This is a genomic window from Coriobacteriia bacterium, assembly GCA_018368455.1.
In the GTDB taxonomy this organism is placed as follows: Bacteria; Actinomycetota; Coriobacteriia; order Coriobacteriales; family UMGS124; genus JAGZEG01.
Genome location: JAGZEG010000006.1, coordinates 1 through 23,202, shown reverse-complemented (window position 1 = coordinate 23,202; position 23,202 = coordinate 1). Strand labels below are relative to the sequence as shown.

Below are 23,202 nucleotides of genomic sequence, written 5' to 3'. Positions count from 1 at the left end.
CACGTCACAATGGCGATACTGACGGATCACGAGATTGGGGGATCTGCCGATGAGAAAGCTGTCTGCGGGACTTACGGCGCTCGCGCTGGCGGGCGCCTGTGTGATGCCGACGGGAATGGCGCTGGCGGACGAGGGCGGCAAGGGCGCATCCGATGGCCAGGGCCAGACGATCGGGCAGGCGCTTGACGAGGCGCTTGGCTCGCTTGGGGCGCTGTGGAACGACAGCGTCGAGGCGGGGCGCGATGCGGCCGAGGCTGCCCAATCCACGCTGGGGGACTACGTGAACATCGCCGTTGGCGGGCTCGCCGACGCGTGGGATGCCGTCGCTGCGAGCTGGCCCGAGGTGCGTGACGCCTTGTCCGAGGTTCCAGGCCAGGTGAGCGCTGCGTTCGAGAGCGCTATGGACGGTGTGCCCGAGCAGGTCGCCTCTTCGCTTGAGCAGGCCAAGGACGCGACGTCTGACTTCCTGAACCAGGTTGCCGTCGTGCGGGTGAGCGACCCGGCAGACGAGTCCTCGGTTGTCGAGATCTCCGACAAGAAGACCATCAGGACGACGTTCAACGGGCTCCAGTTCCTGCAGTGGCGTGCCACGTCCGATGTGCCGGAGGCGTCGGCGGCTCAGACGCGCGTGTCGTACATCCGCACGGACCCGTCGGTCGCATTCGACGTCGCTGCCCTGGATGCCGCCGTCGACGAGGTGCTTTCCGGGACGGAGGGAGGCGCCATGTCGAGTGTGCGTGACGGCACGGCGACGTCTGCCGGCGCGAAGAGCGCGGCGTCCGATTCCAAGGATGGCTCCTCGGTGCCGGACATCGAGCTGCTGGCGTTTACGACGTATCGCGACTCCGATGTCGTGACCGTCTCGTTCCTAGGGACGGAGCTCGCGGTCTCGTTCACGGTGCCTCAGGTCGACGTCGACCTGCTGAATGGGCTTGCCGGCTAACGTTGCTCGCATGTTGTGGGGCGGGGCGCTATCGCTGCGGATGCGGCGGTGGCGCCCCGCGCGTTTTTGGACGGTCCGGGGCTGCAGGACACATGCCGCGCATCGCATGCTACAAAACCGGTGTCGTGAAATCCCGTGCTACAAAATGGCGCGTTCTGCACGATACAAGCAAGACTGTGGGTTTAAGGCAGACTCATCTACCTGCGGTGATATTAGAAAAGTAATTCTTCATACTGGTGTTGACGGCCTGTTATCGTACATTTCGCAGGAAAACGTAGCAGCGAATTTCACGAGGCCGGTTTTTTGTAGCAGGCCAGGCACGTGATTCAGGATTGGCGTGCGATGTGCGCGTCGTTTTGCGGTCGCGCATTTGCGAGAGAGGGGATTGTGCGGGCGCCATGCTGCTTCGGCGCACGAACGTCGTGGAGTGCCTGCGCGCCGAAGCGCCTCTTGCACGGGGGGGCGCCGCCGCGCTCGTGCCCGCTCGGCGGCGCCCCCGTGTGGCGCGGCCATTCCGCCGACGCGATCTCGGCGGGGCCGGTGGCTGCCGCCTTTGGGGCGCCGGCCTGTTCTGCCGTGCGACGCTGGCGGCTTCTCGACGGCCCTGCTGGCCGGGGCGCCGAACCCCCGACATCGGTGACGGCGCTGTCGCCGGAGGCCTTGGGGTGCCGCGAGCCCGTGCTGGTTCGCGGCACCCTCAAGCGGGATGGCTACTCTGCCGATGCGGGCTCGGTGCCTGCCGCTTCCGACGCGTCAACTTTCTTTGCCGTGCGCCGAGAGCGCGTGCGGCGCTTCGGCTTCTCGGCGGCGTCACCGGCCGGGATGCTAGGCTCCTCGGCGCTGTCGTCGGCTTCGGGGGCGGAGGCGGCGCTCTTCGTGCTTGCGCTGCGCTTGCGGGAACGTGTGCGCGAGCGAGCCGGCTTCTTCTGCTCGGCATCTGCCGCCTCTGTAGTGGGGGCGTCCGCCGACTCTGCAGCAGGGGCCATGGCGTCTGTAATTGCGGCGGCCGTGCTGGTCTCTGCGACGCCAGACGATGCGCTTGCGCCGGGCGTCTCGCTTGTGGTGGGGGAGGCCGATGCTTGGATGCTTTCCGATGATGGGGTGCCCGCCGGGCTGCGGTGTTCCTCTGAGGCCGGATCGCCCTCGGGCTTGGGAGCGCTCATTGCCGCGGGCTCGGAGCCAGCGCCGGCCTGCTCTTGGGCCGTCTGGGTCTTTGCCGAGCGACGCGTGCGAGTCGTGCGCGTCCGGCGACGCGGTGTCGAGGCGGGAGCCGAGGCGTCGACTGCGTGGACATCGGCCTGCGTCTCGCCGGCTGTGGGCTGTGCGTCTCCCTGTGTTCCCGCAGGTGAGTCGGCGGGGACGCCTCCCGACTGTTTGCTCGCGATATCGGCTATCTGGGTGTTAGCGACCTCCGAAGAGGCGGCGTCGGGAGTGGCTGCATTCTCATGCGCATCGGAGCTGGCATCCGCCGCGGCAAGGTCGACGGCCGCAGGCTGCTCGGCAGCGGTTTTGTGAATACGTTCGACGCGACGGGTACGACCGACCGCCTGGCGCAGGCGCGTGGCGCGACCGGGGCGGACATCGCGCACTGGAGCCTCGCTGGACTCGCGTGCGGCGCCATCGACAAGCTCGTCTGCTTCGCGCGCGGGCTCTGCCGCATGCCGGGATGCTCGGCCGGGTCTGGTATCCGGCTGCGTTTCGCGTGCGGATTCCGCCGCTTCGGGGGCCTCGCTGGTCTGGTCTGCGGGATGCGTCGGAGTATCGAAGACGCCCGATGGCTCGGCCCCTGCGGCCTCGGCACCTTCGCCGCCCGGAGCGCTGACGAGTCCCGTATCGGCCACGTCGCCCTCGCCAAACTCCGGCGCCTCGCCGAGCGTCTTGTGCGTGATGCGTGCCGAGCGGGCGCGCCGGCGACGGGCCGAGCGGGACGTGCCGCGCCCTGCTGTCGGGGCTTCCTGCTCGGGGGCACCGGCATCGGGGCCTTCTGCGGGAACGGGGGCGTCCGCCACCGGGCGCGCGATTTCCTCGGCCCCCTCCATGCCGCTCACCTGGGTCGCAATTACCGACGCATCCACATCGTCCGTCGATGCCTCGACGTCAGCTGCGACGCGCCCGCCGCGCGAGCCACCACGACCGCGCCCCCCGCGTCGGCTATGCCCACCTCGCCCGGAGGTTTCTGCGCTGGTGTCTGCACTCTCGGAATTTCCCAAGGCCGGAGCCTCCGCCTCGTTGAAGAACGTAACGTGCGGGGTGCCCGCCTCGAGCTCCACGAGGGCGCGCAGGTCGCTGGCGATCTGTGTCATCTGGTCAGCGAGCTGCGGCAGGCCGAACGTGAAGCCGGCGTGCACGATGCCTGCGTCGACGTACTTGCGCAGGAAGCCCTGGCACGGCGAGTCCTTCACGGACAGGGCGGTGCGGTAGACATTGGAGAACAGGTCAGCAGCCTGGACGCCGGCCGAGAACTTCGAGTCGAGGAAGCGCACGTCGATGTCGGTGACGAGCGGCTCGTCGCGGTGCATCAGGACGTTGCCGATGCTGCCGCGCACGAGGTCCTCGTAGCTCTCGCGCAGGCTGCCGCGAATGTCCATGGAGAGGCGATAGGCCAGGCCGCGCTGCAGGTCGCCGCGCTGGAGGTAATAGGCGAGCGCCTGGCCGGCCATCGAGTCGTAGAGCATGTCCTTGTCGAGCTTGCGCTCGCTGGCCATCGCGGCGCGCGGGTCGAGGTCGGCAAGGAATATCTCCAAGCCGTTTTCCTCGATGAGCGTGCGGGCCAACGCAAGCTTCTGAGCGGTCTTCATCTGGGAGGCCTTGGACTCCGTTTGCGTCACGCGGTGCTTGGCGACGCTCGTCTCGAGGCCGGGCAGGTCGCGCACGAGCACGATGGCCATCGTGAAGACCTCGCCGCTGTAGCCGAGCGTGCCCGACTCGTCGAGATACAGCTTCTGCGGTCCGCCGTGGAGGCTGGGGAGGAAGCACAGGGGCATGGAAGCCCTCCTTATTGAGTTGTGCTCGCCTGGGGAGTGCGACGCCGCGCCCGGACCGCCATGGTGCCGGGGGCCCCGCGAGTTGGCTCGGGCGTCTGTCTGCCTGCGAGCCGGCCGAGGGCGAGCTGCTAACGCCACAAGTCTACTCGCGCGGGAGGCGTCGCGTGCGCGCAGCCCGGCGGGAGGCGTGCGATGCCCCGCAAACGCCTACAAACGCGGGGCCCCGCCTCGGGTCCCCAGGCCGCCGGGCCGGGCGGTGTCGCCCCGGAGTCGCCGGCCTTCGAGGGCACCCGCGCCAGCGGGCGTGTGCCTGACGGCGTTGCGGGGCGCGGGCTGTGGCGCTAGGCTGGCATGTGGAAGTGGGGTCGAGAGAGAGGCCGTCTTGCTATGAACACGCCGACGCTGGAGACGGAGCGCCTCGTTTTGCGGCGGTTTACCGAGGACGACCTCGGTGCCCTGTTCCGCATCTATGCCGACGAGCAGGCAAACACGTTTTTGCCGTGGTTTGCGGCGCGGACCCTCGATGATGCTCGCGACATCTTCGAGCGAAGCTATGCGTCTGTGTACGCGGCTCCGCAAGGCTACGCCTACGCCGTTTGCCTCAAGGGGGAGGCGGGCAAAGGGGCCGCTGGCGCTGGAGCAGGCGAGCCGATCGGATATATCAAGATCGACACGGATGGCAGCCACGACCTCGGGTACGGTCTGCGCACGGAGTTCTGGCATCGGGGCATCGCTTCGGAGGCGGGCCGGGCCCTCATTGAGCAGGCGCGCCGCGACGGCCTGCCCTATCTCACGGCGACGCACGACGTGAACAACCCCCGCAGCGGTACGTCATGCACCGGCTCGGCATGACGTACCGCTATTCCTACGAGGAGCTGTGGCAGCCGAAGAACATCCCCGTGACGTTTCGGATGTACCAGATCGACCTCGATGGCGAGGAGCGCCCCACCTACCGGAAGTACTGGGACGCCGCCACGGTGCGCTTTGTGGAGGACGGGCTCTAGGCGCCGGTCGCGCTGCAGGCTGCCACGAACGCCTCGAACAGGCGCATGGATGGCCCGTCGAATGGCCACAGCATCTCGGGGTGCCACTGGACGGCGAGCACGAAACGCTTACCGGGCAGCTCGACGCCCTCGATGACACCGTCGGGTGCCATGGCGTTGACGACGAGGTCGGGGCCCGCGTCACGTACGCTCTGGTGGTGAAGCGAGTTCACCATGACGTGCGCGAGATCGAGCGTGGGCTCGGGAGCCTGCGCAGCCAGGGGCGTTGCGACGGCCTGAGCGGGTGCGTCTTCCAGGATGTTTGCGAGCAGCGTGCCCGGCTGCACGGCAACGTCGTGGACGAGCGTGTCGAACGGGCGACCCTGGTCGTGGGAGATGCGGCCTGTCGCGCGGAACTGCTCGACAGCGCGGCCGGCGCTGAGGTCCTCGTCCTCGCCGTCGGGCGTGGGCAGCGTTCCGAGCTGCGAGGGGATGTCCTGCCACAGAGTGCCGCCCAATGCCACGTTGAGCAGCTGGTTGCCGCGGCAGATGCCGAACAGCGGCTTGTCGGCCTCTACGACAAGCGGGACGAGCGCCAGCTCGAAGTCGTCGCGCCCTTCCTCGGCAGGGCCGCATTCCGGAAGGCGCTCCGCCCCGTAGCACGCCGGCTCGATGTCGCCGCCGCCCGGCACGACAAAGCCGTCGAATGCGGCGACGTAGCGGGCGAGCTCGGCAGGGTCGGTGGTCTCGCTGAGCACGACGGGGACTCCGCCCGCCGCCTTGATGCCGTCTACGAGCAGCTTCTGCGCGAGGATTGCCTGCCCGTTGCGCTTCGAGCGCTCCTCGGTGCGCGGGCAGATGCCGATGAGTGGGGCGCGGGAGACATTGGAGCACGTGGGGTGGCTCATGGGCGATCCTTTCGCGAGAAAGTGGCGCGGCGAAGCCTCGGAGGGGTCGCGGAGGCGGGGCGCGTCGAGCAAGTTTCCCAGGTATAGCAGCCTCCGGTGTCCTCCGCGTGGGCGTGTGGCGCTTTTTCGCGGATGGAAACACGTCCCCGCCTAGGCAGCCCAGGCCGGCGTGGTGGGGGACTTGCGCAAGGGGCCCTGCGGCCTGCCATAGGTGGGCATCGCAGGGCCCCTCGCTCGCGTTCGGGTGTCCATGCTGGTTCGGCACCCGGTGCTAGAATCGCGGGTGAGGTGCCCTGAGGCTCATCGCTGTGGAAGGCTTGCGAAGAAGTCCGGCAAGGTGAATGCCGGTTACTTTATCACTCTACTGTGCTAAAGTAACCGGCATCGAAATGCACGGACCTTATGAGGGAGATCTGCTGTGACGCTAACGACACCGCGCGGCATGCGCGACGTTCTGCCTGAGGAGGCGCTGTGGCGCGAGCGTATCGTGTCCGCCGTCTCGGGCTGCTTCGCTGACGCGGGTTACCTGCCGGTCGAGACGCCAGTGCTCGAGGAACGTGACCTGCTCACGAACGCTGACGCCGCGCCCGAGACGACGTTTCGCCTGTTCGACGGTGATGGCCACCAGCTCATGCTGCGCCCTGACGTCACGCTGCCCATCGCACGGCTCGTCTCGTCGCGCCTGCGCGGCCAGGCTGGCCCGTTTCGCCTGCGCTATGCCGCGCCGGTCTTCTGTGAGCGCGACGCCCTGCGCGGCCAGGCCCGCCAGTTCACACAAGCTCGGCATCGAGCTTATCGGCCAGTCCGGTGCGCAGGCCGACGCCGAGGTGCTCTCTCTGGCCGCGGGTGCCCTGGACGCCGCGGGCCTGAGCGGGTACGTCATCGCGCTGGGGAGCGTGCGTCCGTTCGAGACGCTGCTGTCGGCCTGTGGGATGGACGCCGACTGGCGAGCCGGCGCCTGGGCGGCCTGTCGGGCCAACGACCTCGTGGGGCTCGACGCCCTCGTGGACGAGGCTGGCGACGCGCTGGCGCCTGAGCTGCGACGCGCCCTACGCGGCCTGCCGCGCGTCCACGGCGGTCGCGAGGCGATCGACGCCGCCCGCCAGCTGGTCGAGCCTTGCGCCCCGCTGTTGGCGAGCACTCCTGGCGACGCAGCGCCCGACCTCTTCGGCCTCGACGAGCTGGCCTCCCTGCTCGATGCGGCGCAGCCCTGCGCGACGGGCGGTACGCTGGCGGTTGACTTCTCGCTGACCGGCTCGTTCGGCTACTACACCGGCGTCGTGTTCGCAGCGTATCTGCCGGGCTTGGGCGCCTGCCTGGGCAGCGGCGGCCGTTATGACCGCGTGTTTGAGCGCTACGGCGCCGCTCGCCCCGCCGCCGGCTTTGCCCTGTCACTCGACGCCCTCCAGACGGCTCTCGACTGCGCGTCTCCGTCGCGGACCGCGGAGGAAGCCCCCACCTCCCGCGAAGCCCCCGCGGCCCTCCTCCGTCGCCCCCTGCGCGTCGCCGTCTCGAAGGGCTCGCTCTACGCCGGCGCCCTCGACCTGCTCTCCCGCGCGGGCCTGGATGTCAGGCGGCTTGAGGATCCCGGCCGCCAGCTCATCATCTCCGGCCCCGACGACGTCGAGTACATCATCGTGCGCCCGACCGACGCCCCGGCCTTCGTGGCGTTCGGTGGCGCGGACTGCGGCATCTGCGGCAAGGACTCGCTGTTCGAGGCCGATCTTGACGTGCTCGAGCTTGCCGACCTGCACTACGGGGACTGCCGTTTTGTCGTGGCCGAGCCCGCTGCCGCCAAGGGGCGTGCCGAGGAGAACTACCGCCGCCTCGGTGCTATCCGCGTCGCGACGAAGTACCCGCGCATCACGCGCGCCTACTACAGCCGCATCGGCGTGACGGCCGACATCCTCAAGTTTCACGGCAACATCGAGCTCGCGCCGCTCGTGGGCATGGCCGACCGCATCATCGATATCACGGCTACGGGCACGACGCTGCGCGAGAACAACCTCGTCATCGTCGACGAGGTCATGCGCTGCACGGCACGCTTCTTCGCAAACCCGGCCAGTGCCCGTACGAACCCGCGCGTCTATGAGATGGCCCACCGGCTCGAACTCGCCGCGGCCGAGAAGAAAGAGGGGTAACCCGAAATGAAGAACATCGTGCTACAGCCCGGCGAGCGCCTTACCGACGAGATGATCTCCCGCGCCGGCGCCCTGCCTGCCGAGGTCATGGCGTCGGCCGCCCAGATCGTCGACACGGTACGCGCCGGCGGCGACGAGGCCGTGCGCGATTACGAGAAGCGCTTCGACCGCGTTGACCTCGCCGACTTCCGCGTGCCGGCCGAGGTGCTCGACCGCGCATGCGATCCCGACCAGGTCGACCCGGAGTTCCTTGCCGCCTGCGAGAAGGCCGCACGCCAGATCCGTGACTTCCATGAGCGCGAGGTCCAGCAGAGCTGGTTCATGACGCGCCCCGACGGCACGATCCTCGGCCAGAAGGTCACGCCGCTCGAGAGCGTGGGCATCTACGTGCCCGGCGGCCGCGCGCAGTACCCCTCCACCGTGCTCATGAACGCCATCCCCGCGAAGGTCGCCGGCGTCGAGCGCATCGTCATGGTGACGCCGCCGCAGGCAGACGGCGGGGCGCTGTCTCCCTACACGCTGTGCGCCGCCAAGGTTGCCGGCGTGGACGAGATCTACACGGTCGGCGGCGCCCAGGCTATCGCGGCGCTGGCGTACGGCACGGCCTCCATCCCGCGCGTCAGCAAGATCACCGGCCCGGGCAACGCCTACGTGGCCGCGGCGAAGCGCCTCGTCTCGGGCGACGTGGGTATCGACATGGTGGCCGGCCCCTCCGAGGTCTGCGTGCTGGCCGACGAGACGGCCGAGCCGCGCCTCGTCGCCATCGACCTCATGGCGCAGGCCGAGCACGACCCGCTGGCGACGTGCTACCTCGTGACGACCGACCCCGACCTGCCGCAGGCCGTTCTCGCCAACATCGAGGAGTACCTCGCGCAGACCCCTCGTCGCGAGGTCACCGAGGCGTCGCTCACGAACAAGGGCGTCATCGTCGTGTGCGCCGACGTCCAGCAGGCGATCGACGCCGTGAACGCCATCGCCCCCGAGCACCTCGAGGTCCAGATGGCCGGTGGCATGGAGCTGCTCGGTCGCATCAAGAACGCCGGCGCCATCTTCGTGGGCACATGGAGCTCCGAGCCGCTGGGCGATTATGTGGCCGGCCCGAACCACACGCTGCCTACCGGCGGCACCGCGAAGTTCTCCAGTCCGCTGTCTGTCGAGCAGTTCGTCAAGAAGTCGTCGGTTATCTGCTACTCCTACGAGGGCCTCGAGGCCGACTGCGACGCCGTCGTGACGCTGGCGAGTGCCGAGGGCCTGTGGTCGCACGCTCGCTCGGCCGCTATGCGCCGCGAGGTACGCGCCGACCAGCTCGCCCAGACCGCAGCTCAGGAGTGCGGCTGCGAGGGCGGGCGCTGATGGACGGCACGCAGCTGCGCCCCGACCTCGTGGGCCTGGAGCCATACGACCCCGACATGCGCCCCGTGCGCATCATGCTCTCGGCCAACGAGAACAACTACGGCCTGCCCGCCCCCGTGCGCGACGAGCTGGCTCGCCGCCTGGAAACCGTGCCGACGAACCGCTATCCCGACGCGACGGCGCCGGGCGTGCGCCGGCTGCTCGCGCGGAAGTGGGGCGTCGGGGAGCGCAACGTCGTCGTGGGCAACGGCGGTGACGAGCTCATCTTCAACCTGCTGCTCGGCTTTGGCGGGCCGGGCCGGGCGCTCGTGAACTGCCCGCCGACGTTCTCCGCCTACGACATGTACGCCCGGCTCACGATGACGCCGGTCGTCGACGTGCCGCGCCGCCCCGACTTCTCCGTGGACGAGCAGGCCGTGCTGGCCGCTGCGCAGCAGAGCAACACCGCCGTTGTCGTGCTGACGTCGCCGAACAACCCCTCGGGCAACCTGGAGCGCGTCGGCTTCGTGCGGGCGCTCGCCGAGGCCACTGACGCGCTCATCGTCGTGGACGAGGCGTACGGAGAGTTCTGCGACCCGGCCGCAAGCTGCGTGCCGCTCGTCGCCGAGCTGCCCAACGTCTGCGTGCTGCGGACGCTGTCGAAGGCGTATGCGCTGGCCGGCGCCCGCGTGGGCTACGTCATCTGCGGCGACGCCGTGGCCGACGGGTTGCTCGCCGTGCGCAGCCCTATTCGGTCAACCGGTTCTCGCAGGCGGCGGCCGAGGTCGTGCTCGAGCATGCCGACGAACTGCGGCCGATCGTCAACGCCATCGTGGCGGAGCGCGCCCGCATGACGGCCCTGCTGCGGGGACTTGCTGACGAGCTGGCCGCTGCCGGACGCGGGCACGTCGACGTGTACGACTCTGAGGCGAACTTCGTGCTCGTGCGCCTGCCCGCTGACGGGAGCCTTCCGAGTGCCGACGAGGCGCATGACCGTCTGGCCGACGCGTCCGTGCTCGTGCGTAACTTCTCGCATGCGGCGGGGCTGGCCGGTTGTCTGCGTATCAGCGTGGGCATGCCTGCCGAAACGGACGAGCTTCTCACGCGCCTGCGTGAGATACTGGGGCTGTCAGCTGCCGAGGCTTCCGGCGTTCCCGCGGTCGCCTCGCAGGCGCCGATGACGGCAAAGGAGTAGGCCGATGACCACAGAAGACAAAGAGGCGCTCGGGGCGTGCGCCGTCCCGGAGCAGGTCCATCGCATCGCCGAGGTGCATCGCGTCACGAAGGAGACGGACGTCCTCGTGCACCTCGACCTCGACGGCGACGGGGCGGCCGACGTCGACACGTGTGTGCCCTTCCTCGACCACATGCTCGACGCGCTGGGTCGTCACGGGCTGTTCGGGCTGACGGTACAGGCCACGGGCGACGTTCAGGTCGACGACCATCACACGGTCGAAGACGTTGGCATCGTGCTCGGCACGGCCGTCCGCCAGGCGCTCGGCGACGCAAAGGGTATCGCACGCTACGGCCAGGCCGTCGTTCCGATGGACGAGGCGCTCGTGCTGTGCGCCATCGACATCTCGGGGCGCGGGGCCGCTCACGTCGACCTGCCCATCCCCACGCAGTGCGTCGGAACGTTCGACACGCAGCTCGTCAAGGAATTTCTCATCGCCTTCGCTGCTAACGCGGGCATCACGCTACACGTGCGCCTGCTGGCCGGCGAGAACTCGCATCACATCATCGAGGGAGCGTTCAAGGCCCTTGCCCGCGCGCTCATGATGGCCACGCGGCTCGATCCGCGCGTCACGGGCGTACCCTCCACGAAGGGGAGCCTCTAATGGCGCCGGTGGGGGGCGTTCCGGGCATCGTCATCGCCGGGGCGGACGAGATCGCGGCGTACGGCGTGGGCGAGGCGCCGACGCTTGCCCGAGCTGTCGAGGCGGAGCGTCCCTGGATGCCTGCCGACGCGTACGTGGCCGTCGTCGACTACCACAAGGGCAACCTGCTGTCTGTCGAGCGAGGTCTGGCCGCGGCGGGCGTCCGGGTGCGCGTGAGCGACGACCCGGCTGTCATTGCAGGTGCTGCGGGTGCCGTCGTGCCGGGTGTGGGCGCGTTCGACGACGCCATGGCGTTCATGCGGGCGTCTGGTCAGGCGGACGTCCTGTGGGATCTCTCTCGCGCGGGTACGCCCATCCTGGGCATCTGCCTGGGCATGCAGCTGCTGTTCGATCGCGGTAACGAGCACGCCCAGCCGCCAGCACCCGGCGAGGACGTCCCGTGGACGCCCGGCCTTGCGCTCATGCAGGGCGACGTCGAGCGCCTGCGCGGTATGAACGGCGTGAAGGTGCCGCACGTGGGATGGAACTCCGTCGAGCTCACGGGCGTCGCTCGCAGCTGCCCGTTGTTTGAGGGCGTCGAGGACGGCACGTTCTTCTACTTCACGCACTCCTACGTGTGCGTCCCGCGCGATGCTGATCGTGTCGTGGGCACGACGGAGCACGGCCAGCGCTTCGCGAGCGCCGTATGGAACGGCGGCAACACGTTCGGCGTGCAGTTCCATCCCGAGAAGTCCTCGGGGGCCGGTGCGCTCGTGCTGGCGAACTTTGCGGGCGTCGTCGCGCGCGAGCTGGGTATCGACCCGGCTGAGCTGGCGGCAGCGCAGGCGATGATGAGCGCTGCGGCTGCCGCGGGCGTTGACCTGGGCGGCACGCTGTGACGACGCTTTCCTGCTCCGACGTGAAGGGAGGGGTGCGATGATCCTGTTTCCCGCCATAGATCTTGTGGCCGGCCAGGTCGTGCGTCTGCGTCGCGGCGAGCGCTCGCAGATGGACGTGTACGCAAGCGATCCCGTGGCTGTGGCGCGCGACTTCGCGGCGCGTGGGGCGACGTGGGTGCACGTCGTCGACCTCTCCGCAGCGTTCGAGGAGGACGACGCGGCCCGCGCTGCCAACGACGCGGCCATCCGGGGCATCTGCGAGGTCGATGGGCTGTCGGTCGATGTCGGCGGAGGCGTGCGCTCGCTCGGGCGCATCGAGCAGCTGGCGAGCTACGGAGCCCGACGCATCGCGCTCGGGACGATCCTCGTGCGCGACCGGGCGTTTGCGCGCCAGGCGGCCGAGCGCTTTGGCGAGCTGCTCGTGGCTGACGTCGCCGCCCGCGACGGCGAGGTGGCCGTCAACGGCTGGCGCGAAGATGCCCGCGTGCGAGCCGACGACCTCGTGGGCGAGCTGGCGGGTATGGGATTCACACACCTCGTATTTACGGACATCGCGCGCGACGGTATGCAGACGGGCGTCAACACGGCGGTGTACGAGCATATCGCGCAGGTGGCGGGCTTCCCCGTTGTCGCGAGCGGTGGCATCGCGAGCCTCGCTGACATCGAAGCGCTTGCCGCGCTGGATCCCTCCGTCGTGGAGGGCGCCATCACGGGCCGCGCTCTGTATGAAGGGGCGTTTACGCTCGAAGAGGCGCTCGCGTCCGCACGCGCGCCGGTGTAGCACGGCATTTGCTGCGTTCTCGAGGGGCTCGCGTATTTCCATACGCGTCGCCTCTCGACGCCCTGTGCCTGCTGCGCTGCGTCGGCGCGTGGCGGAACGGATGTCTCGGCTCGGTTCGCTATCTCGTGAGGAGGGGCTTTGCTCACCAAACGTGTCATTCCCTGCATGGACGTCAAGGACGGTCGCGTCGTCAAGGGTGTCAACTTCGTGAACCTGCGCGACGCCGGCGACCCGGTCGAGCTTGCGAGCTACTACGACCGAGAGGGCGCTGACGAGGTCATCTTTCTCGACATCACGGCGACGAGCGACAACCGCTCCACGACGATCGACATGGCGTCGCGTGCGGCTCGTCAGGTGCGCATCCCCTACGCGGTGGGGGGCGGTTTCCGCGACGTTGCTGGCATGCGCGCCATGGTGGCCGCCGGCGCCGACAAGTGCTCGCTTAACTCGGCGGCCGTCAAGGACCCCTCGCTCATCACCCGATGCGCGGCGGCATTCGGCAGCCAGGCCGTCATCTGCGCCATCGACGCGCGCCACGTGGGGCCGGGCGACAAGTGGGAGGTCTACGTCGCAGGAGGGCGCACGGCCACGGGCTACGACGCTGTGAGCTGGGCCGAGGAGGCGGCACGTCGCGGTGCGGGCGAGATCCTGCTCACAAGCATGGACCGCGACGGCACGCAGGACGGCTTCGACCTGGCGCTGACCCGGGCGGTGGCGCGCGCCGTGCCCATCCCCGTCATCGCGTCGGGCGGCGTGGGATCGCTCGAGCACTTCGCCGAGGGTATCGTCGAGGGCGAGGCCGACGCCGTGCTCGCGGCGAGCGTGTTCCACTTCGGAACGTACACGATTCGCCAGGTCAAGGAGTACCTCGCTGCGCAAGGCATCCCCGTGCGCCCCGTCTTCGAGGGGTAACGAACTCTTTGCCCTCCTTCCCGGGGCGACAGCGCAGCGCCTCGCCCTGAGACGCCACGACGGGGGTTCCGCCCTCTATGCGCGAGGCCGACGGTGGCTCTGTGGTCCGCCGCGAGTTCCGCAGTGTCCGGCGCGTTCTTTGCCGGGCGGTACGAGGACTGTCTGAGCGCCGGATTACAGGGCGGCCGGCGACCGACCGAGCATGAGATGCGTTCGAGAGAGGGGACCGCCATGCCATCCTACGCAAGTGAGCCAACCGAGCTTGTTCATTTGAATGGCGCCGAAGCCGCGCTGGCCCTCGGCGTCCGCTTCGACGAGCGGGGACTCGTGCCGGCTATCGTGCAGCAAGAGGGTTCGGGCGAGGTCCTCATGATGGCGTGGATGAACGCCGAGTCGCTCGCGCTGACGCTGGAGACGCGCACGAGCTGGTTCTGGTCGCGCTCGCGCCGGGAGCTTTGGAACAAGGGGGCCACGAGTGGCAACGTGCAGCAGGTCCATCGCGTGCTGTACGACTGCGATGCCGACACGATCCTGCTCATTGTGGATTCGCCGGGCCCGGCCTGCCATACGGGTCATCGCAGCTGCTTCTATCGCGAAGTTGCCCTCGGGGATGCGGTCGGGCCGAGCCCGCAGGCGTAGTTTCGCGCTCGCGAAGGAGTAATCTGGCCAGGAAGTCGAGTCGTGTACTGCCTATCTTCCTCGCCGGAATTCATCTCTTCGCTGACCCGGTCTTTTCCCGGCGGAAGGACCGGGCGCGCGGAGATCGAGCCGGCGCGCCCATACACGAGCCCGTTTCCTGTCCCCGAAACGTACGATTCCCAACAGGACGCGCCTCGCTCTGCTGCAGGATCGTATTTCCTGCAGAACGCGTGGCGCCATGTCGTAGAAAGGAAGCCTCTCATGGGAGAGCGCACCGCAAACGTTAAGCCTGGCGACCTGGGGCAGACCATCGACAAGCTCGCGGGCATCATCGCCGGGCGTCGCAGCTCGACGCCCGAGGCCAGCTACACGAAGCGCCTGCTCGACGGGCCCGAGGACAAGCCGCTCAAGAAGCTCGTCGAGGAGTCGTGCGAGGTTGTCATGGCCTGCAAGGACGCCGACCACGACCACATCCGCTACGAGTGCGCCGATGTGGTCTACCACCTGCTCGTCGTCTGCGAGCGCTGGGGCATCACGCCGCAGGAGCTCGCCGGCGAGCTCAACGCCCGCATGACGGAGTAAGGCCGGGCAGGCTAGCTACGTTGCGCATTGGCGGGTTGCCCGTGCTTGCAGGGGTGCCAAGCGCGTTTAATGAAACGACCCCGCAGCCGCATCCGATCGGGCGCAAAATGCGGTTATGCCAGGTCTTGCAAAACGCCGCTCCCAAATTGGGCTCATATTTCGGTTATGCGAGGTTTGCGGCGGGTGCTGCGATTACGAAAGATTGTCGCTTCCCAGAAAACCGCAGGTAGGCGATTTGGGGGTTGCACATTACCCGCAGCACAGGCATTCAGATGGCCGCGCAAACCTCGCATAACCGTCAATCGCGCCAATTTCCAGCCTTCAGTTTTGCAAAACCCCGCACAACCGCAAGAAGCGCCCTACGAGTGGGGGCCTCACACTCTGCGGTAAAGTCTCGCACCCCGTGAGGGAGACTTCGCACCGCCGTATCCGCTTGCTCTTACAGCCCTACGAGCTTTTGCAGCTCGGTCTTGCTATGGACGCCGAGCTTGCGATAGAGGTTCTTGGCGTGGCCGCGCACGGTGTTCTCCGTGAGCGCCAGCGTCTCGGCGATGGCTGTTTTGCTGCGCCCCTTGCAGATGAGCTGCATGACCTCTATCTCGCGCGGCGTCAGGCCGCAGGCCGTGCCGAGCTCATGGCAGCGCGCGTCGATGCTCGGGTAGTCCGATGGTTCCGGAGCGGGGCCAACCACCTCGGAGAACAGCCGCTGGGTCTGAGCTTCCGGGCGAATCTCAAGTAGCAGCATCGCCGCGAGGGCGATGCCCGTTGCCACCACAAGCACCTGCTGCAGCGATACGCCTGACCCCAACAGTGCCTCGCCAAGGGGAACAACGGCCCATCCGACGAGGGCGTAGACGCTCCAGCCCAAGGCGAACGCCACATGGGGGTGCAGCCGGAGCCGCCGGCTTGCATCGGTGATGACCAGCCACGTGAACTGCACGATGAGGCTGTACGTCGTCACCATGATGGACTGGGCCACATCAGGTGCACCAAACATGCTTGATGCCAGCGCCAGTGCCAGCAGGGGGCATACGACTTTCCACAGCGTCCCGAGCGTGAACGACCCCTTGCGAAAGAAGGCGATGTAGAGCACCAGGAGAACGATACCGATGGAGAACAAGCTGGCAAGGGCTGACAGGATGCCGCCGCTCGGGACGCCCGTGAACCCCAGCGTGCACACGGCGTCGACGCTTCCGAGCAGGGCGAGGCAGACGACGATGCGCGCGGCATCCTGCGCCTCGCCCCGGGATGCGACGAGCTCCGAGACCGACGGTGTAACGTGGGGATGCGCGGCGGCGCCCGCAGCGGGAGCATCCCACTCTTTCCGGCCATTGCGCAACGTCGCCACGAGCACGACGAACAGTATGGCGGGAAAGGCCGCGCACGCCAGAAGCGATACTTCGGGCGGAAACAGCTCGAGTAGACGCTTGAGCGCAATGCCGCACGCCAGGCCCGTCAACAAGCTTCTCATTCCTTGTTCGAGGGGAACCTGCGCGCACAGAGCGCCCCATCGCAGGTACATCCAGCCGGCGCCAAGCCCCGTGAACGCCATTGCCATATACGCCATCGCGGGCCGGTCGAGCGGCCAGGGGAAGTTGGGCAGGGCGATGATGACGCTTCCGAGCGTTGCGACGAGCGTGGCAAAGGCTCCCACGGCCATACCCGCCCCACTTATGGGCCCGCGCGGCAAGGATAGGCGTGACGAGAACACCGCACCAAGCGCGAGGGTTGGGAGGAGAAAGAGGTAGACCTGTTGCCACGGGACACCCGGGGGCAGCTCCGTGTTTGCGAGATTGATGGTGTAGATCCACGTGAGCAGCAGCGCGCCTGCGCAGAAGAGCGCCCGGCCACACTGCGTGTTTAGCCCAACCCATGAGAGGGGCGCTCCCGATGCGGGCGCGTCCAATTCCGTCGTCTCCATGTGGGCTGATTATACGCTCCGTATCCCTCTTTCTTTCCACACGCACGTGGCTTGCCGATAGCCCATCTCGTGTGACGGCCCGTCACTGACCCAATTCGCATATGCAACCACCTGCGAAAACAATCGCCTCCCCCGGTTCGTGGCATGCCCCTGCCCCTCTTCGTGGCTCGCCAAAATCGCCTGATGCGGGCACCGTTGACATCGGCTACGCCAGATGGCGCCGCCGATATGTCAGACGAGCCGCGCCGCACGGGACACGGCTACACGACAGGGGGTATCTCATGAGTAGGATTGCCACACAGCGTCAAGATCCCACGCGCCGCACCTTCCTGGGGGCGGCTGGAGCAGTTGCGGCAGCCGGCGTTCTCGGCGCAGCACCTGCGGCATTCGCCGGCGAGGGGGCGACGTCCGCTTCGGCGTCCGCGGACGGTGCCTGGGACGGAGAGTACGACGTCATCGTCGTGGGTGCTGGTCTTGCGGGGCTTACGGCTGCCGCGACCGTCGCTGCCGAAGGCAATGGCGCGACCTGCCTGTTGCTCGAGAAGGGCGAAACGCCCATTGGAAACTCGAAGTTCGCGTTTGGCATGATCTCGGTCATCGGGGATCCCGACGACGCTATGGTCTACATGAATGCGCTGCAGGAGGGTACTGACAGCACGCCTGAGGATGTTCTTCGCGCCTTCTGCGACGAGTCGAGCAAGAACTATTCGTGGATGGTCGAAACGCTGGGCGCTCCTGAGGCCGACTTCATGACGGGTGGGCCTGAGCTCTGGCCGGAGGAGGCTCGCCAGGCAAACCCGGCCGTCGCTGCGATGAGTCCCGAGTACCCCGAGCTTGAGAACATCGGCGGGTGGGGCTTCATGGCATTCACGGGCGCGGGAGGGGTGTCCGGCTTCACGAACATCTGCGACTTCCTGATGAACTACGTCGAGACGCGCTCTGACGTCATCGACTATCAGCCCGCGACCCCGATGTCGGAGCTCGTCACGGACGGCGACGGCGCCGTTATCGGGCTCATCGTGGAGGACGGCAGGCGCTTCAAGGCGAACAAGGGCGTTGTCATGTGCTGTGGAGGCTTCGAGAGCGACCCGGGGATGCTGTTCGACAGCACCGGCGTTAAGGGTGCGTTCCCAGCCGCGGGGATGGGCAACACCGGTGATGGCCATCGTGCCTGCGCTAAGGTTGGCGCCGGCATGTGGCACATGCATTGCGTGTCCGGCTTCTGGGAGACGACGCGCAGCCTTGACAACACGCGCTTCCTGCAGTTCGGCCCCGGCGAGGGGTCGGGTCCGGGCAACTATACAAAGGATCGCGGCATAACGGTCGGCATGAACGGCCAGCGCTTCTACATGGATTGGGACGCCAACACCTCGGGTGGGCTCTACCCGATGGGCAGCGATCTCACGGTGAACATCGGGTATCGTCACGGATACACCCAGTGGGGCGGCCAGTGGGGTCCGATGCGCATGCCGGAGACCGCTTGGTTTGTGTTTGACGCGAATGCCCTGGCCAACGGTGCCGTGCCAACCGATCTGAGCGCCGATCCGGTGGCAGATGGCTTCGCATACGTTTCCGACACCATCGAGGGACTCGCCGAGCAGTGCGGCGTGCCTGCCGATGAGCTCGCGAACACGGTCGCGGTCTGGAACCAATTCTGCGCCGACGGGGAGGACCTGGCGTTCCACCGTCCTGCTAACACGCTGACCGAGGTAGTGACGCCCCCGTTCTATGCCGTGCGATGTGCCCCGCACTTCCTCAACACGAACGGCGGGCCGGCTCGTTCGGCGAAGGGCGAGGTGCTTGACGCTTTTGGCGCGCCTATCCCCGGCCTGTATTCCGCCGGCGAGTTTGGTTCCATCTGGGGCGCGCTTTACCAGGCGGCCGGCAACCTTGCTGAGTGCTGTGCGTTCGGGCGCATCTCAGCCCGAAGCGCTCTGGGCAGGTAGTAGGGGTCCCGCGACTCAATCGCCCGCTCACTGCAGCGAAAGGCCGCTTTGCCTTAGCGTGTGGAACCAAAGTGACGATCCGGGGGACGGCATGCGTTCAGCACGCGTGCCGCCCCCTTCTGTCGTTGGCGCTCGACCCGTGTATCGGGCGGGGTTATGGACGTTGCCGGCTGCGCTCGTTACGCGCAGGCTGGCGTTCGGCGGAGAGGAGCGGGTTTGCGATATGGGCGCATCGCGGGGCGTGTATGCTAGGAATATCGCCGCCTGCTCGCATCACGGTGGCGCCCCGCGAGAGGTATGGAGGCTTTCCCATGGAGCGCATCCCTGTTGCATCTGCCCCGGCCCGCTACGAGGCGGGCGTCACTCGCCTCACTCGTCGCGCGTTCGTGGGCGCCGCTGGTGCCGCAGCCGCGGGTTTCGCCTTGGGCTCCTCGGGCCCCGCTCGTGCTGCCGAGGCTTCCGCCGCCGACGAGATCGTTATCTTCCATACGAATGACACCCACGGCTACCTGCAGGGCGATGGCGAGTCCGTTGTCGGTATCGACCTAGTGGCCGGCTTGCGCGCCGCGACGCCCAACAGCCTGCTGCTCGATGCCGGCGACGCCACGCAGGGAGCCCCGCTTGCCTCGCTCACGAAGGGCGAGGCTCCCATCGATCTCATGAGCGCTGCCGGCTACGATGCGATGTGTCTGGGCAACCACGAGTTCGACTTTGGTCTCGACAATCTGCTCGCCAATGCCGAGGCGGCGACGTTCCCGCTTCTCGCCGCCAACGCTTTGCGAGATGGCGCGCCCCTGCTGGCCGGCGTAGCCGGCCCGGACGTCCCCGGGGCCCCTGGCCGCAACGCCGTCCTTACGTGCGGCGGCAGGCGCATCGGCGTGTTTGGCCTCACGACGCAGGCAACGGCCTGGTCGGTCAGCCCGTCTGCGCTCGGAGACGTCGTGTTTGCTGACGAGGTCACCACTGCCGAAGGGCAGATCGCCGAGCTTGCGATGCAGGGCGTCGACGCCATCGTCTGCCTCGCGCACCTGGGCAACGGCCCCGTCCCCTGTACGGGCCTCGGCCTCGCGCAGAGCCTCTCCCCGGATGCCGCCTTCCGGCTGACCGCCATTATCGACGGTCACAGCCACACGGTCGAAGACGTGCTCGTCAACGGTGTCCTCGTCGTTCAAACCGGCTGCAACCTCTCTGCGCTCGGCAAGCTTACGCTGACGTTTGCCTCGGATGGCACTGTTTCTGCTGCCGAGGAGCTGCTCGATCCGGCTGCCGTCGCGTCCCAGGCCGCTCCCGCCCCCGATGTCGCTGCCGATCTCGAGGCCATCGCCGCGACTCAGGACGAGATGCTCTCCGAGAAGCTCACTATCAACCCGACGACGCTGTGGGCAGGCTGGCTCGACGGCAACGACCTGGCGGCCCCCACGCGTATGGTCGAGACGAACTACGGCGATTTCGTCTGCGAGTGCTTCATCAACCGGGCCAGCGCGCTGCTCGCCCAGACGGGCCTCGACGATGGCACGCCGTTGCTCGCGGTCACGAACGGCGGCGGCATCCGGGCTGCGCTGCCCCGCGGCATCGTGACGGTGCGCGACCTCGTGACAGCGTTCCCGTTCTCGAACACCGTGCAGGTTAAGCGCATCACCCCCAAGATCCTACGGAGCCTGTTCGAGGCCTCGTTTTCTTCGATGGCCGGCCAGGATGGCCAGAGTGGCATGCTGTTGCAAGAGGAGATCTCCGGCAGCTTCTTGCAGCTCGCAGGTTTTGAGGTCACATGCGATCCCAACGCCCCCGTCGGCCAGCGCGTCAAGGACATCTACGTGTATGGCCTTGCCGGCTCAGTGGACCTCGATGACGACGAGACGCCGCTCTACCTGGCATCGAACAGCTATGTCATGGCAGGTGGCGATGCCTACGAGGCGCTGGCCGACGCCGAGATGGTGGCCGAAGTCGGTGGCGAGCTCGAGGCCATCCGCAGCTATTTGGACGAGCTCTCCGATGTGCTGGGCCGCGGCATCGGGTTGCGCTGCCTTCCGCTGCTTGCGGGCACGAAAGGCCGCCTCATCCTTGACGGCGGCCACGAGCCGGCGCCGTGGGTGGCGACGCTGCGTCTCGTCGACGCGGCGGGTGAGCCCCTGCCCGATACCGACGTCCTGCTCGACATCGACGCGAGTACCTGCGTGACGACGACCTCCGACGCCGACGGTTACGTTCAGGTTGAGCTTGAGGATGGGCCTCATGGCATCGCCGCGTGCGACCCGCGAGGCTTTGTCTCGTTTACGTACGAGGGCGTGGACGGCGACGGTGTTTTGGGCGTGTCGTACGTGCGGCAGACGGAGGCGAGCACTGACCTGGATGGCCTGTTTACCTCCGACAATGTGACGCTGCCCCAGGACGTCTCTGGCGCGCGGAGCTCCTCGATATTCGACGTCGCTTCCGCGTATCCCAATGGCGTCACAGATACGCTGACGGGCCAGGTATATGCAGCCGCGACAACGTCGAACGATCTGGGCATTGCGGCCATGCGCGCGCTGATGGAGCCGGCCACCGAGGCTTATGTCGACAACCGTATGGGCATCGGCCTTGTCGAGGACGATCTGCGCGCGTTCCCAACGGTGACGATGGCGCCCGCCCCGGAGGACGCGGAGGCTGTGTGGGCGCATATCGAGCAAATGCGCGCCACCCTGAGTTCGGAGCTTGATGCGAGGGGAGCGACCCTGGACGAGCCGCTGTCGTCCGCTGCGGCTGATGCTATCCGTGCTACTTATGGTGCGTAGGGCCGGAGCGGCGCCCACTTTCGCGTTGTTTTCCGCGTGTGGGGTGCTATTGGAGACGCCGCGCGTTATACTAAGGCCAACGGCAGTCCGCGGTGAGGGCGGACAGCGCCGTTATGCTGAGGGGTCGCTAGTTGCTGCTAACGACCCCGGCGTGGACGCCGTCCACGCGCTCGCGAGAAGTGCTGAGGGGGCCTGCTGAAAGGCCCCCTCGCCTCGCGTATCGCGTACGAACTTGAGTATCTCTCCCGCAAGCGTAACGAGCGCACTTGCAAAAACAACGAGCTGTACCCATATGTCCATAGGCATGACCTCCCTGATCTGGAAGGCGCTGCCCGCACGCGGATGCCATTGACCGATCCCAGCATACGTGGGACATCCAGAGTAAGCCTAGATTATTCTTCGGTTGTCCATTATATAGAGGAGATAACCATGCCTGACACCATGGCCGCCGGGACGACACCTCGCCTGACCAGCAGGGGCGCCGATGGCTCTTACGCGACGGTATCGGATGCCACATCTAGTGCCTTTCTGGACCGGCTCGGCCGCCACGAGGACGTCCTCGAAGCCTTGCGAGCTGAGTACGACGACGCGTTGGCCAAGATAGAGCGCTTGCGTGTCGAAGGCCGTGTCCACACGGCAACGTATCGCCAGCTCGTCGCGAATCGCATCACACTCAAGTCCGTGCTCGAACGATATGCGGATGCAGGGCTGTAGGGGAGCGCACTGGGCATACGCCGATATTGTGAAGGCACCTTCGTATCTTCGCGGAAGCAGGTCCACCGTCCTTAGCGTGCTATATTCAATTTGTAAGGTACCTTCATATATATGAGCCTCCCCTGAGCGCTGAGAGCCGGGGAGGTCAGGTTGAGAGGAGTTCCCATGTCCGATACCGAGAAGGCCTGCGCCTGTGGTTGTGGCCAGACCGTCAACGCTGCTGCGCCGGCCCCCTGCGCCGACGCCAACCACGTTCCCACCGACGACGAGCTGTTCGAGCTGTTCGCCGGCGTGCGTCGTTGCTCCATGCGCCACGGCGGCCGCGCATATCATCGCACTGACTACGAGGCGGCGACGGATCCGCGTAGTGGCCAGGGCCGCGTGCTGCTACTCCTGAAGTCCGTCGAGAAGATTAGCCAGAGCGAGCTGGCGCGCATCATCGGCATTCGCCCGCAGTCGCTGTCGGGCATGCTGTCCAAGCTGGAGGAGGGCGGCTACGTCACGCGTACGCCCAACCCCGATGACCATCGCGCCATGGACGTCGCCATCACCGACAAGGGCCGTGCCGCTCAGCAGCAGCCTCGCAACTCGCAGATGCTCGAGGTGCTCGACGACGCCGACCGCCGCGACCTGTATCGCGTGCTCACGAAGATCAACGGCTTTCTGAAGGAGCGCGTCGCCCAGGAGCGCGAGGCTGCCGGCGATGACGCCTGCTCTGATGAGCACCGTCCCGGTCGCGGCCCGCGCTGCCACGGCCGCCACCACGATCATCACGGGGACTATCAGCACTTCCACGGCTACCGCAGCTAGGAGGCGACCACAGCACGGCATCTGCGGCGTTGCCCGGCGGCTTACGTAGCGTCCAGTACGCTACGCCGCCGGGCGCCTTGCACCTGCCGCACTGTGGCGCCTCCCCCAGATTGTGCTAC

Annotated in this window: 15 protein-coding genes and 3 pseudogenes; 15 read left to right on the top strand and 3 right to left on the bottom strand. The window is 67.4% G+C overall.

Annotated elements, in window-relative coordinates; all coding sequences use genetic code 11:
• Window positions 1-49: 49 nt before the first annotated feature.
• A complete protein-coding gene (locus KHZ24_04870; protein ID MBS5450527.1) occupies window positions 50-943 on the top strand; it encodes a hypothetical protein in 894 nt (297 codons plus the stop codon).
• Window positions 944-1,653: 710 nt separating this feature from the next.
• Here KHZ24_04870 and KHZ24_04865 read toward each other — a convergent pair.
• A complete protein-coding gene (locus KHZ24_04865) occupies window positions 1,654-3,927 on the bottom strand; it encodes a DUF3800 domain-containing protein (GenBank protein MBS5450526.1) in 2,274 nt (757 codons plus the stop codon).
• A gap of 387 nt (window positions 3,928-4,314) precedes the next feature.
• Here KHZ24_04865 and KHZ24_04860 point away from each other — a divergent pair.
• Window positions 4,315-4,931 (top strand): annotated as a pseudogene (locus KHZ24_04860) (GNAT family N-acetyltransferase).
• Here KHZ24_04860 and KHZ24_04855 read toward each other — a convergent pair.
• Window positions 4,928-5,818 (bottom strand): gamma-glutamyl-gamma-aminobutyrate hydrolase family protein, encoded by an 891-nt coding sequence (locus KHZ24_04855; GenBank protein MBS5450525.1) that lies wholly within the window; start codon window positions 5,816-5,818, stop codon window positions 4,928-4,930. The pseudogene KHZ24_04860 and the gene KHZ24_04855 overlap by 4 nt on opposite strands.
• Window positions 5,819-6,236: 418 nt before the next feature.
• Between KHZ24_04855 and KHZ24_04850 the strand changes: the two are divergent.
• The 9 genes and pseudogenes from KHZ24_04850 (at window position 6,237) to hisE (ending at window position 14,921) form a co-directional block, all read left to right on the top strand.
• Window positions 6,237-7,959 (top strand): annotated as a pseudogene (locus KHZ24_04850) (ATP phosphoribosyltransferase).
• 6 nt (window positions 7,960-7,965) lie between these two features.
• On the top strand, window positions 7,966-9,312 hold the full coding sequence (hisD, locus tag KHZ24_04845) for a histidinol dehydrogenase (GenBank protein ID MBS5450524.1): 1,347 nt from the start codon (window positions 7,966-7,968) through the stop codon (window positions 9,310-9,312).
• Window positions 9,312-10,486: pseudogene (gene hisC / locus KHZ24_04840) on the top strand (histidinol-phosphate transaminase). The gene hisD and the pseudogene hisC overlap by 1 nt, the downstream one beginning before the upstream one ends.
• A gap of 4 nt (window positions 10,487-10,490) precedes the next feature.
• The gene (gene hisB / locus KHZ24_04835; protein MBS5450523.1) at window positions 10,491-11,129 is read left to right on the top strand and encodes an imidazoleglycerol-phosphate dehydratase HisB; all 639 of its coding nucleotides are present in this window, start codon (window positions 10,491-10,493) and stop codon (window positions 11,127-11,129) included.
• A gap of 116 nt (window positions 11,130-11,245) precedes the next feature.
• Window positions 11,246-12,007, top strand: a complete 762-nt coding sequence (gene hisH, locus KHZ24_04830; protein ID MBS5450522.1) for an imidazole glycerol phosphate synthase subunit HisH — start codon at window positions 11,246-11,248, stop codon at window positions 12,005-12,007.
• Window positions 12,008-12,044: 37 nt separating this feature from the next.
• Window positions 12,045-12,788 carry a 1-(5-phosphoribosyl)-5-((5-phosphoribosylamino)methylideneamino)imidazole-4-carboxamide isomerase gene (locus KHZ24_04825; protein MBS5450521.1) on the top strand — a complete coding sequence of 248 codons (744 nt, stop codon included), beginning with the start codon at window positions 12,045-12,047 and terminating at the stop codon, window positions 12,786-12,788.
• Between the two features lie 138 nt (window positions 12,789-12,926).
• Window positions 12,927-13,700: an imidazole glycerol phosphate synthase subunit HisF gene (gene hisF, locus KHZ24_04820; protein ID MBS5450520.1), complete on the top strand. Its 774-nt coding sequence runs from the start codon at window positions 12,927-12,929 to the stop codon at window positions 13,698-13,700.
• Between the two features lie 231 nt (window positions 13,701-13,931).
• Complete coding sequence (hisI, locus tag KHZ24_04815) at window positions 13,932-14,339, top strand: phosphoribosyl-AMP cyclohydrolase (GenBank protein ID MBS5450519.1); 408 nt, start codon at window positions 13,932-13,934, stop codon at window positions 14,337-14,339.
• Window positions 14,340-14,600: 261 nt separating this feature from the next.
• Entirely contained in the window at window positions 14,601-14,921 is a 321-nt protein-coding gene (gene hisE / locus KHZ24_04810; GenBank protein MBS5450518.1) for a phosphoribosyl-ATP diphosphatase, read from the top strand.
• Window positions 14,922-15,360: 439 nt separating this feature from the next.
• On the opposite strand, the gene KHZ24_04805 is transcribed toward hisE, so the two are convergent.
• The gene (locus KHZ24_04805) at window positions 15,361-16,581 is read right to left on the bottom strand and encodes a hypothetical protein (GenBank protein MBS5450517.1); all 1,221 of its coding nucleotides are present in this window, start codon (window positions 16,579-16,581) and stop codon (window positions 15,361-15,363) included.
• A gap of 542 nt (window positions 16,582-17,123) precedes the next feature.
• On the opposite strand from KHZ24_04805, the gene KHZ24_04800 reads away from it, so the two are divergent.
• The 4 genes from KHZ24_04800 to KHZ24_04785 all read left to right on the top strand — a co-directional run bounded on the left by KHZ24_04800 (window position 17,124) and on the right by KHZ24_04785 (window position 23,083).
• Window positions 17,124-18,788, top strand: coding sequence for an FAD-dependent oxidoreductase (locus tag KHZ24_04800; protein MBS5450516.1), 1,665 nt, complete (start codon window positions 17,124-17,126; stop codon window positions 18,786-18,788).
• A 311-nt stretch (window positions 18,789-19,099) separates the two neighbouring features.
• The gene (locus KHZ24_04795; protein ID MBS5450515.1) at window positions 19,100-21,559 is read left to right on the top strand and encodes a 5'-nucleotidase C-terminal domain-containing protein; all 2,460 of its coding nucleotides are present in this window, start codon (window positions 19,100-19,102) and stop codon (window positions 21,557-21,559) included.
• Between the two features lie 429 nt (window positions 21,560-21,988).
• Entirely contained in the window at window positions 21,989-22,273 is a 285-nt protein-coding gene (locus KHZ24_04790; protein MBS5450514.1) for a hypothetical protein, read from the top strand.
• A 165-nt stretch (window positions 22,274-22,438) separates the two neighbouring features.
• Window positions 22,439-23,083: a MarR family transcriptional regulator gene (locus KHZ24_04785; GenBank protein MBS5450513.1), complete on the top strand. Its 645-nt coding sequence runs from the start codon at window positions 22,439-22,441 to the stop codon at window positions 23,081-23,083.
• Window positions 23,084-23,202: the final 119 nt, after the last annotated feature.

Bases quoted from the DNA above. Each gene is read 5' to 3' on its own strand.
- KHZ24_04805 (MBS5450517.1), bottom strand. From the start codon at position 16,581: ATGGCCGTGGGAGCCTTTGCCACGCTCGTCGCAACGCTCGGAAGCGTC.
- hisE (MBS5450518.1), top strand. From the start codon at position 14,601: ATGGGAGAGCGCACCGCAAACGTTAAGCCTGGCGACCTGGGGCAGACC.
- KHZ24_04870 (MBS5450527.1), top strand. From the start codon at position 50: ATGAGAAAGCTGTCTGCGGGACTTACGGCGCTCGCGCTGGCGGGCGCC.
- KHZ24_04785 (MBS5450513.1), top strand. From the start codon at position 22,439: ATGTCCGATACCGAGAAGGCCTGCGCCTGTGGTTGTGGCCAGACCGTC.
- hisH (MBS5450522.1), top strand. From the start codon at position 11,246: ATGCCTGCCGACGCGTACGTGGCCGTCGTCGACTACCACAAGGGCAAC.
- KHZ24_04790 (MBS5450514.1), top strand. From the start codon at position 21,989: ATGCCTGACACCATGGCCGCCGGGACGACACCTCGCCTGACCAGCAGG.
- KHZ24_04800 (MBS5450516.1), top strand. From the start codon at position 17,124: ATGAGTAGGATTGCCACACAGCGTCAAGATCCCACGCGCCGCACCTTC.
- hisB (MBS5450523.1), top strand. From the start codon at position 10,491: ATGACCACAGAAGACAAAGAGGCGCTCGGGGCGTGCGCCGTCCCGGAG.
- KHZ24_04825 (MBS5450521.1), top strand. From the start codon at position 12,045: ATGATCCTGTTTCCCGCCATAGATCTTGTGGCCGGCCAGGTCGTGCGT.
- KHZ24_04865 (MBS5450526.1), bottom strand. From the start codon at position 3,927: ATGCCCCTGTGCTTCCTCCCCAGCCTCCACGGCGGACCGCAGAAGCTG.
- hisD (MBS5450524.1), top strand. From the start codon at position 7,966: ATGAAGAACATCGTGCTACAGCCCGGCGAGCGCCTTACCGACGAGATG.
- KHZ24_04855 (MBS5450525.1), bottom strand. From the start codon at position 5,818: ATGAGCCACCCCACGTGCTCCAATGTCTCCCGCGCCCCACTCATCGGC.
- KHZ24_04795 (MBS5450515.1), top strand. From the start codon at position 19,100: ATGGAGCGCATCCCTGTTGCATCTGCCCCGGCCCGCTACGAGGCGGGC.
- hisI (MBS5450519.1), top strand. From the start codon at position 13,932: ATGCCATCCTACGCAAGTGAGCCAACCGAGCTTGTTCATTTGAATGGC.